This is a genomic window from Carboxydothermus islandicus (assembly GCF_001950325.1).
GTDB classification, from domain to species: domain Bacteria; phylum Bacillota; class Z-2901; order Carboxydothermales; family Carboxydothermaceae; genus Carboxydothermus; species Carboxydothermus islandicus.
The window spans coordinates 34,554-45,436 of the sequence record NZ_BDJL01000008.1 but is presented as its reverse complement, the minus strand read 5'-3'; the positions used below and the strand labels follow the sequence as shown (position 1 = coordinate 45,436).

General features: G+C 44.2%; 8 protein-coding genes. All 8 read left to right on the top strand.

The genetic code is table 11. The annotated features are described in order from the left end of the window. A partial coding sequence (gene rseP, locus ciss_RS02535) for an RIP metalloprotease RseP (RefSeq protein WP_075864749.1) occupies positions 1-1,020 on the top strand: 1,020 nt, incomplete at its 5' end. A gap of 1 nt (position 1,021) precedes the next feature. Then, the gene (gene ispG, locus ciss_RS02530) at positions 1,022-2,089 is read left to right on the top strand and encodes a flavodoxin-dependent (E)-4-hydroxy-3-methylbut-2-enyl-diphosphate synthase (RefSeq protein WP_075864748.1); all 1,068 of its coding nucleotides are present in this window, start codon (positions 1,022-1,024) and stop codon (positions 2,087-2,089) included. Then, complete coding sequence (locus ciss_RS02525; RefSeq protein ID WP_075864747.1) at positions 2,089-3,798, top strand: proline--tRNA ligase; 1,710 nt, start codon at positions 2,089-2,091, stop codon at positions 3,796-3,798. Before ispG ends, ciss_RS02525 begins: the two co-directional genes overlap by 1 nt. Before the next feature lie 12 nt (positions 3,799-3,810). Then, positions 3,811-4,461 carry a glycosyltransferase family 2 protein gene (locus ciss_RS02520; protein ID WP_075864746.1) on the top strand — a complete coding sequence of 217 codons (651 nt, stop codon included), beginning with the start codon at positions 3,811-3,813 and terminating at the stop codon, positions 4,459-4,461. Positions 4,462-4,479: 18 nt separating this feature from the next. Next, positions 4,480-5,139 (top strand): MgtC/SapB family protein, encoded by a 660-nt coding sequence (locus tag ciss_RS02515; RefSeq protein WP_075864745.1) that lies wholly within the window; start codon positions 4,480-4,482, stop codon positions 5,137-5,139. A 6-nt stretch (positions 5,140-5,145) separates the two neighbouring features. Next, positions 5,146-9,369, top strand: a complete 4,224-nt coding sequence (locus ciss_RS02510) for a PolC-type DNA polymerase III (protein ID WP_075864744.1) — start codon at positions 5,146-5,148, stop codon at positions 9,367-9,369. Positions 9,370-9,483: 114 nt separating this feature from the next. Further along, positions 9,484-10,242 (top strand): carbon-nitrogen hydrolase family protein, encoded by a 759-nt coding sequence (locus ciss_RS02505; protein WP_075864743.1) that lies wholly within the window; start codon positions 9,484-9,486, stop codon positions 10,240-10,242. A 161-nt stretch (positions 10,243-10,403) separates the two neighbouring features. After that, entirely contained in the window at positions 10,404-10,868 is a 465-nt protein-coding gene (gene rimP, locus ciss_RS02500; protein ID WP_075864742.1) for a ribosome maturation factor RimP, read from the top strand. Positions 10,869-10,883 lie beyond the last annotated feature (15 nt).

Sequence of the window (10,883 nt, the reverse complement as noted above, 5' to 3'; positions counted from 1 at the left end):
GTTGCCTCGATAGTTATCTTTTTTCTTTTAATTTGGATTCACGAACTTGGTCACTTTTTAGCGGCCAAAAAAGTGGGTATTGTAGTTAAAGAGTTTAGCATCGGTTTTGGTCCGCTTTTAGCCAAAACCCGGAAAAAGGAAACGCAGTACAGTTTAAGATTAATTCCTCTGGGCGGTTTTGTGAAAATGAAGGGGATGGATTTAGAAGAAGGGGAAGAAGAAGAGGACGACCGGGGCAGTTTTACAAAAGCCTCGGTCTGGCAGCGGGCTTTAGTGTTATTTGCCGGTTCGGGAATGAACCTGTTGCTGGCGGTGGTTCTCTTGGCGCTGGTTTTTAGCGCCTTTGGAATCCCTAAAGCGATTCCGGTGGTTGAACAGGTTCAGCCCAATATGCCGGCGGCAGAGGCCGGATTTAAGCCCGGCGATAAAATAATAGCGGTGAACGAAACTAAGATTACTTCGTGGGAACAGTTAGTGGAAAAAATAAGTAAAAATCCCAATAAACCGTTAACCTTTAAAATTATACGGGAAAACATGGAAAAAACCATAGTAGTTACTCCCCGCCCCGATGACCAGGGGCAAGGAAAGATTGGTATTGTTCCCCGGCAGGAAATTGAACGAAAACCAATCTGGGAAGGATTGTACCTGGGTTTTGTTTACACCTTTAAAATAATCGCTTTAATTGTAGTGTTTCTTGGTAAAATGCTTGTTAACCAGGCTCCAATGGAGCTGGGGGGGCCGGTAAGGGTGGTTTCGGAGATTGGCCGGGCTGCCCAGTTTGGACTGAGTTCCCTGGTACAGCTGGCTGCTTTTTTAAGCATCAATCTTGGCATTTTTAACTTGCTTCCCATTCCGGCTTTGGATGGCAGCCGGATTATGTTTGTTTTAGCTGAAGCTCTGCGGGGAAAACCAATCGATCCGGAGAAGGAAAACTTTATTCATTTAATCGGATTTGGGCTTTTGCTTTTACTGATGCTAATTATAACTTATAAAGACATTATTTCTCTAATAGGTGGTTAAATTGCTACTTCCGCGCCGAAAAACGAAAACCATTTTTATTGGACCGGTGCCGGTGGGTGGGGATGCTCCGATTACCGTGCAGTCGATGACCAATACCGATACCCGGGATTGGCAAAAAACTTTACGACAAATTAATAGACTCAAAAAAGCCGGCTGTGAATTAGTGCGGGTGGCCGTTCCCGATCAGGAAGCGGCCCGGGCCTTAAAATTAATCGTGGAAAAATCTCCCCTGCCGGTTATTGCCGATATTCACTTTGATTATAAGTTAGCGTTAATGGCTTTAGAGGCAGGAGTTCACGGTCTTCGCCTGAATCCAGGAAATATCGGGAGTGCCGAAAAAGTTCGGCTTATCGTGCGGGAAGCTAAAAACCGTCGAGTTCCCATCCGGATAGGGGTCAATGCCGGCTCTTTAGAAAAAAAGCTTATGGAGAAGTATGGAGGCATTACCCCTGAAGCGATGGTGGAAAGCGCTCTCCACCATGTGGGAATTTTAGAAGATATGGATTTTGACCTTATCAAGATATCGCTTAAAGCCTCGGATATTCCGTTAATGCTGGCAGCCTACCGACTTTTAGCAAAGAAAGTTGACTATCCGTTCCATATTGGCGTAACCGAAGCGGGACCCCGTTCCACCGGGATTATTAAATCTGCGGTGGGGATCGGGGCCCTTTTGGCCGAAGGTATTGGTGATACCTTGAGGGTTTCTCTGACAGCAGATCCGGTGGAAGAGGTAAAGATAGGATTTCAAATTTTAAAAGCCCTGGGTTTAAGGGAGTACGGGGCTGAAGTTATTTCCTGTCCAACTTGCGGACGTACCCAGGTAGATATCATTAAAATAGCCCGGGAAGTTGAGAAGTTTGCTCAAAACGTCAAAAAACCCCTGAAAATTGCGGTAATGGGCTGTGTGGTTAATGGCCCCGGCGAAGCCCGGGAAGCAGACATAGGAATTGCCGGAGGCAGGGGTGAAGCGTTATTATTTAAAAAGGGGAAGGTTGTTAAAAAAATTAGGGAAGAAGAAATATTAAGAGTATTAAAAGAAGAGATTAAAAAGTTGGAGGAGGAAGTGTAATGAGGCTATCCCAGTACTTTATGCCGACTTTAAGAGAAAATCCTGCGGAAGCAGAAGTAATAAGTCATAAACTTTTGTTGCGGGCCGGTTTTATCCGCAAATCAGCATCGGGGGTTTATACATATTTACCTTTAGCCCAGAGGGTTCTTAAAAAAATCATGCAGATTATCCGGGAGGAAATGGACCGGCAGGGCGGCCAGGAATTAATGCTCCCGATTTTACAGCCGGCGGAACTTTGGCTTGAAACGGGCCGCTGGCATGTTTACGGTCCGGAACTTTTTAAATTAAAAGACCGGCACAACCGGGATTTTTGCCTGGGGCCTACCCATGAAGAGATCATTACCGACCTGGTAAGAAGGGAAGTAAGGTCTTATAAAGAATTACCCCTGCTTCTTTACCAGATTCAAAATAAGTACCGGGACGAAAAAAGACCTCGCTTTGGCTTAATGCGCGGGCGCGAATTTATCATGAAGGATCTTTATTCTTTCGACCGGGATGAAGAAGGCTTAGAAATAAGTTACCGCAAGATGTACGAAGCTTATACCAATGTGTTTACCCGCTGCGGTTTAAAGTTTCGGGCGGTGGAAGCGGATGCCGGTGCTATTGGTGGGAGTACCACCCACGAATTTATGGTGCTGGCTAATTCCGGCGAAGCGGTAGTTGCCTATTGCCCCGACGATAACTGCGGCTATGCCGCAAATCTGGAAAAAGCGGAAACAAAATTTATCCCCGAAGTAATCGGAACTCCTGCCCAGATCCAGAAAGTAGCAACTCCCAATGTAAAAACTGTGGACGAAGTAGCCGCGTTTTTAAAGGTTGAGAAAAAACAAATTTTAAAATCGGTGTTATTTAAGGCCGATGATGGGTATGTACTGGCAGTAGTGCGGGGTGACCGGGAAGTTAATGAAGTCAAAGTAAAGAATCAGGTGGATTGTTTGGTTTTAGAGCTTGCTTCACCTCAGGAAGTGGAAGAGGTATTAGGGGCCGAATACGGCTCGATAGGTCCGGTAGGGGTAGAGATTCCGGTAATTGCTGATCTGGAAGTAAAACATGTTTTAAATGCGGTTGCCGGAGCAAACGAGACGGGTTATCACTTGATCGGGGTAAATCCCGAAAGGGATTTTTCGCCCGCGGTAAAATATGCGGACATTCGTTTGGTTGAAGAAGGAGAACCGTGTCCTAAATGCGGAAAAGCCCTGGTATTTGCCCGGGGGATTGAAGTGGGGCAGATCTTTAAACTTAAAGACAAATACAGCAGGAAAATGGGTGCATTTTATTTAGATGAAAATGGGCAGCAAAAGCCCATCATTATGGGTTGTTACGGTATTGGTGTGACCAGGACTATGGCGGCAGCAGTGGAGCAAAACCATGATGAAGATGGTATAATCTGGCCGGCGGCTATAGCTCCCTTTGAAATAATCGTGGTGCCGGTTTCCAATAAGGACGAACAGCAAATGAAAATGGCGGAGGAAGTTTATAATTTATTATTAAACGCGGGCTTTGAGGTTGTGATAGACGACAGGGACGAGCGACCCGGGGTTAAATTTAAAGATGCGGATTTAATTGGCATTCCGCTCCGGATAACCGTTGGTAAACGAACCGTAAATGAAGGGGTATATGAGGTAAAAATTCGTCGAACCCGGGAAGAAAAGGTTTTCCAAAAAGAAGAGTTAGTGGATGGCTTAAGACAGCTCTTAAAAACTTTATAGGGGGAAAGCTCTTTGACCGTTGAGGTGTTGATTCCAGCGTATAACGAGGAAAAAAATATCGGGCGGGTGATTGCAAGTTTAAAAAAGCTTTCGCTCATCGATAAAATCATTGTTATCGATGATGGCTCAAAGGACAAAACAGCAATTATTGCCCGCCAGTTAAAAGCTGATGTTATTTCCCTTGGGGAAAATCGGGGAAAAGGTGCAGCGCTTTTCGAAGGTTTTAAAAATTCGCGCGGAGATATAATTGCTTTTTTGGATGCCGATTTAGTTAATTTAACTGCAAGGCACGTAATTAACCTTTTGCTACCGGTAATAAAAGAAGAAGCAGTTATGACGGTGGGTATTTTTAATCAGGGCCGTTTTGCCACCGATTTTGCCCAGAAAATTACTCCCTTTCTTTCTGGTCAGAGAGCTTTTCAGCGGTGGTTTTTAGAAGAATTTTTTGCGGAAAATGACGACATCGAACAGCTTCGCTACGGTATTGAAGTAAGTCTTACCTTATATGCCAAAAAGAGGGGTATTAAAGTAATTGAAGTACCGTTACCCCACTTAACCCATGTAATGAAGGAAGAAAAGTTTGGTTTAATTCCTGGAATGATAGCAAGGGCTAAGATGTACCGGGACATAGTTTTTAGCTTTGGTAGTAAGTTTAAATTTTAAAGATAGAGGAGCAGTACGATGAGCGAGCTTGAGATTGTTATCCGGTTGATCCTGGCAAGTATTTTAGGGGGCTTAATAGGACTTGAGCGGGAAAGTATCGGTAAATCCGCAGGCTTTCGCACTCATATCCTGGTTTGCGTGGGTTCGGCTCTAATCATGCTGCTCTCGGAACAAATTTATTTTGACTTTTACGGTAAGGCTACCGCTGATCCGGCCCGTTTAGCTGCTCAGGTAGTAAGTGGGATTGGTTTCCTGGGTGCCGGGACTATTTTACGGGAGGGTCTAACGATTCGCGGGCTTACCACCGCTGCGAGCCTCTGGGTGGTTAGCGGCGTTGGTCTGGCGGTGGGCATGGGCTTTTACTTTGGAGCAGTGGTTGCCACCGGCATAGTTTACATTGCCCTATTGTATTTAGGTAAGGTGGAAAGGTATTTAGAAATTTACCGTAGCGGCGAAACGGTTACCGTTTTAGTGGAGGATACTCCGGGACAACTGGCCAAAGTATCCGAAGCTTTTGGCCGTAACGGGATTAATATTGATAATGTAGAGATTATTAAAAAGAAGAACCAACAAGTACAAATTGTCATCATGCTTTCGCGACCGGATAAGAACCGGGTTTATAAGGCCATAGAGGAAATAGCCAATCTTCCGGGAGTAATTCAGGTGCAAAAGGAGTAAGGCGTTATGGACAAAATTAAGTCTTTCCTGGAAAGCTTGGGGCAAAAAGCATTTTTGGATAAAGTTCAGGTGGATCCCCGAAACCAAAAATGGGAGCTTTATTTTAAAGCTCCCCATTATATTTCTTTAAAGGAATTTGATGGCTTAAAGGCAGCGATCTTGGAAGAATTTCCGGAATTAAACGTTAGTATTGATTTAGCGGTGGAAAATTTTTGCGATACGGATATCGAGTTTCTCTTGGAAGATATTAACTATATACTGGTGCAAAAACTACCCCGGTTGCGGGGGGAACTCAGGGAAGCGGGCTTAACCTTTGATGGAGAAAACATTATTTTTGAAACCGCCAATGAAATATTATTTGATACAATAAAACGAAAAAAAGTTGGGGAAACAATTGGAAAATTTCTGGCTAAAGTCGCCCCGGAATATAAGTTTATTGCTAAATTTAAAGAAGAAGCAAAAGAAGTACTGGACTGGCAGTTAGAAATGGAAGAAGAATTAGTACAAAAACTCTGGGAAGAGAAAGTAGCGGAAAGAGAGGGGCAGGAAAATAAAGAAGAGGTTCCGGTTAAGCTTTTCCTGGGAAAGGAAATTAAGGAAACTCCCTGTAAAATTGCCAGCCTTACCGAAGAGGAAAAAAATGTGGTGGTCAGCGGAGTTATCTTTGATTTGGAAGTGAAGAAGCTTAAGACGGAAAGGATATTAATTACTTTTAACCTAACGGACCAAACGGATGCCATTTCGGCCAAACTGTTTTTGAAAAAAGGGGAAGAAGAAAAAGCTTCTATAATCAAAGAGGGCATGTACGTAAAGGTCAGGGGCGAAGTGCAATTTGACCGTTTTGCCGATGAACTGGTGTTATTTGTAAATGATTTAGAGGAAATCGAAAAACCCGCGGGCCGGATGGATTTGGCTGAAACCAAGAGAATAGAACTCCACTTACACAGTAAGATGAGCGCAATGGATAGCGTAGTGGATTTAGAAAAGCTTTTCCAAACTTTGAAGAGCTGGGGGCATGAGGCGGTAGCCATTACCGACCACGGTGTTGTTCAGGCTTTTCCTGAAGCAGCGGAACTTTCGGCAAAATACGGGATTAAAGTTATCTATGGACTTGAAGGATATCTGGTGGATGATGGATTGCCGGTAGTTTTTAATCCCGAACCTTTATCGTTAAAGGAAACGCCAATAGTAGCTTTTGACTTTGAAACCTCCGGTTTATCTTCGCAAAGAGATGAAATTATTGAAATTGGAGCGGTTAAAATCTTTGCCGGAGAAATAAAGGAGACTTTTTCCGTACTGGTTCGCCCGCAAAAACCTATTTCTGCTAAAATTTCCGAACTTACCGGTATTACTAACGACCTTTTAGAAAAGGAAGGGCTGGATTGTGGTGAAGCCATAGAAAAATTCCTGCGTTTTTGCGATGGCAGCATCCTGCTGGCCCATAATGCTGCTTTTGATTTCGGGTTTTTACGACAGGCTTTAAAGAGATTGGGACATGACCGGAAATTTCCGGTTGTGGATAATTTGGCGCTGGTCAGGATTTTGTTTCCGGAGTTGAAAAATCATAAATTAAAAACCGTAACCGAACATCTGGAAGTTTCCCTTAATAACCACCACCGGGCTCTGGCGGATAGCTATGCTTTAGCGGAAGTTTTTTTAAAGCTACTGCCCAGGCTTTTTGAACGGGGACTTTATAGCTTAGAGGACTTAGCTAAAATAAACTATAACTACATTAACGACCGTTCCAAAACCTATCACGTTTCGATTTTAGTGAAAAACCAGGAAGGACTTTACAACCTTTACCGTTTAATTACCTTATCCCATTTAAAATATTTTCACCGCCACCCCCGCATCCCCAAAAGTGAGCTGATGCGCTACCGGGAAGGTTTACTGATAGGTACTGCCTGCGAAGCCGGGGAACTATTTACTGCGTTACTGGAAAACCAGCCGGAGAGCCGTATTTTCGAAATTGCCCGGTTTTACGATTATTTTGAAATAATGCCTAAAGGAAATAATGCCTTTTTATTGAGAAACCAGCGTTTAAAGAGCGAACAGGAATTGGAAGAGTTGAACCGGAAAATCATTGCTTTGGGAGAAAAATTAAATAAACCGGTGGTGGCTACCGGCGATGTTCACTTTTTAGAGCCCGAAGATGAAATTTACCGCCGGATTCTCCAAAAAGGGCAGGGGTATGACGATGCCGAACTGCAGCCACCCATTTACCTTAAAACCACCGAAGAGATGTTAAAAGAATTTGCTTATTTAGGCCATCAAAAAGCCTATGAAGTGGTAGTGGAAAACCCGCGCAAAATTGCCGAACAAATTGAAGCGGTAAAGCCAATTCCCGATGAGTTTTATCCGCCGATAATTGAAGGGGCGGACCGGCAGATTTACGAAATGACCTATCAAAGAGCCCATGAGTTATACGGAGATCCGCTTCCGGAAATAGTGGAAAAAAGATTAAAGCGGGAGCTTGACGCTATCATTAATAACGGGTTTGCGGTTTTGTATTTAATAGCCCATAAGTTGGTTAAAAAATCTTTAGATGATGGTTATCTTGTAGGTTCGCGGGGTTCGGTAGGTTCTTCGCTGGTGGCGACGATGACGATGATTACCGAGGTTAACCCTCTCCCCCCCCATTACCTTTGTCCTAATTGTCGCTACAGCGAGTTTATTACCGATGGCAGTTACGGCTGCGGTGCCGATATGCCCGATAAGAATTGCCCCCGCTGTGGTACTCTTCTCAAAAAAGAAGGTCACGATATCCCCTTTGAAACCTTTATGGGCTTTGAAGGGGACAAGGTTCCGGATATTGACTTAAACTTTTCCGGGGAATACCAGCCCCGGGCGCATAAATATACCGAAGAACTATTTGGCAAGGATTACGTTTTCCGGGCGGGAACAATTGCTACCGTTGCCGATAAGACGGCCTTTGGCTTTGTGAAAAAATATTTTGAGGAGACCGGAAGGCCGGCCCGTCAGGCCTGGATAAACTGGCTAACGAACGGGATTGTCGGGGTCAAGAGAACTACCGGCCAGCATCCGGGCGGTCTTATGGTTGTCCCGAAAAATAACGATGTTCACCGGTTTACTCCTCTCCAGTATCCGGCGGATGATAAAAGTTCGGGGGTAGTAACCACTCATTTTGATTATCACTCAATTTCAAGCCGTTTGGTTAAGCTTGACATCTTAGGCCACGATGACCCGACCGTTCTTAAGATGTTAGAAGATTTAACGGGAATTGATCCCCGAACTATCCGGTTGGATGACCAGAAAACTTTAGGTATCTTTTCGTCTACCGAACCCTTAGGGGTAACTCCCGAACAAATCCGCACTACTGTAGGTACCTATGGAATTCCGGAATTTGGAACCCGTTTTGTGCGGCAGATGCTTGAAGATACCAGACCCAAGAGCTTTACCGAACTGGTGCGGATTTCCGGCTTTTCCCATGGGACCGATGTTTGGCTAAATAATGCTCAGGATTTAATTCGAGCCGGAATATGTAAATTATCCGATGCCATTTCTACCCGGGACGACATTATGATTTACCTCCTGCAAAAAGGAGTTCCGCCGAAAAAAGCTTTTAAAATCATGGAAAACGTCCGCAAAGGAAAAGGAATTTCCGAGGAAGAAATAGCGGTAATGAAAGAACATGGAGTTCCCGACTGGTTTATTGGAAGCTGCCAGAAAATAAAATACCTCTTCCCCAAAGCCCATGCGGTAGCTTACGTGATGATGGCTTTTAGAATTGCCTACTTTAAGGTTTACTACCCGGAAGCTTTTTATGCTACTTATTTTACCGTGAGGGCCGATGACTTTGACCTGCCCGTTATCTTGGCTGGTCCGGAAAAAATTTGGAAAACTCTTGATGAGATAGAACAACGGGGGGGAAGTTTAACGGCCAAGGAAAAAGGTCTGATTACGGTGTTAGAAGTTGCCCTGGAAATGCTGGCCCGGGGAATAAAAATGCTGCCGGTAGATCTGGAAAAATCCGATGCTACCCGCTTTTTAATAACTCCCGAAGGAATTTTACCGCCTTTTGTGGCTCTGCCCGGCATTGGGGAGGCGGCGGCGGTTAATATTGTAAAGGCCAGGGGAGAAGGGATGTTTGTCTCGGTAGAAGATTTAAAAACCAGGGGAAAAGCCACTAAAGCGGTTATCGAAGTACTGGAAGCGCATGGGTGCTTAAAAGGTTTAGCACCGACTTCCCAGTTAGTACTTTTTGCTTAAAGTAATTGTGTATATCTGAGTAGCTTAAAATAAACCAGGCTGCTGGTGACCAGTGGCTTTTGCAGTGGGCGATCATGAGGTATGAGGTCTACAATTAACGAAAGGAGAACTTTTATGAAATTAGCCCTGGTGCAGCTCTGGAGGACCAGTCAACCGGAGCATAACGTGGAGCGAGTAAAACGGTTGTTGCTTAGGGCCTGCGAAGCCGAGGTAATCGTTTTGCCGGAAAACTGGCTTGGGCCTTTTCCGGTTCCGGCGGAACAATACTATTATTACTTACGGGAGATAGCTAACCATCTTCCCCGGGGTGTTTTGTTAGCCGGTGGTGCTCAATATCTTCTGGAAGGTAAAAGGATAATTTCTCGCGGAGCTTTTATTAAGCCGGGGCATGCTCCCTTTGCCTTTTACTCAAAGGTTTTTCCTTCGTTAGCAGTGGGAGAAAGAGCATATCTTACGCCCGGGAAACACCTTACCATTATAGAACATGCGGGCTGGAAAATTGGTGTACTTGTCTGTGTGGATCTTTTTTATCCGGAACTGGCGCGATGTCTTTCGCTGGCGGGTTGCAGTTTAATAATTAACCCGGCCGGTATACCTGCCGAACGTCAGAACTTATGGCAATCCATGGGTTTGGTGCGTGCTTCGGAAAATACAGTTTTTGTGGCCGGAATAAACAGTACAGGGGGAGCCTACCCAGATGGTAGGAAGATAACTGGCGGGAGTTTTGTTGCCTGGCCTAACGGTAACTACGGTGTTACCCTGGGGTCAGAAGAAACTATATCATTGGTTGAATTAGATAAAAATCTTATTGAGGAAACAAGAAAAAGATGGCCTTATCTTCGGGATATCAAAAAAAAGAAATATTACCGTTGACCATTTTTGCCTGAATCTCTTGCAGTTGATAAAATTGTGTGTTATAATAACTGAGAAATAAAAGTCATTTCGCAGAAAGAGTGGGTTTTCCCACTCTTTCTTGTTAGTAATAGCAGTTTACGGGAAAAATATTAAAGCAAAAACGGAAAGGGGGCGAAAACATGGGCCGGAATAAAGGAATTGAACAAAAAGTTTGGCCCCTTGCCGAAAGGGTTGGGGGAGAGCTTAACTTGGAAGTGGTTGATGTCGAGTTTGTAAAAGAAGCGGGCAGGTATTTTTTAAGAATTTACATAGATAAAGATGAAGGTGTAGACTTGGATGACTGTCAAAATTTTTCCGAAAGAATAGGTGTTATTTTAGATGAAGAGGACCCAATTCCCCAGTCGTACTACCTGGAAGTGTCTTCACCGGGGATTGAACGCCCCCTGAAAAAATTAGCTGATTTTGAAAAGTTTGCGGGTAGGGAAGCTCAAATTAAAACTTTTGCCGCAATTGAGGGACAGAAGCAGTTTAAAGGAAAACTTCTCGGGGTTCGTGATGGCCAGGTGGTTATCGATGCCGGTAATGGAGAGGTACAAATTCCTTTAGAACAAATTGCCAAAGCTAACCTTACCTTTGATTTTTAGTTTCGGGAGGATCTA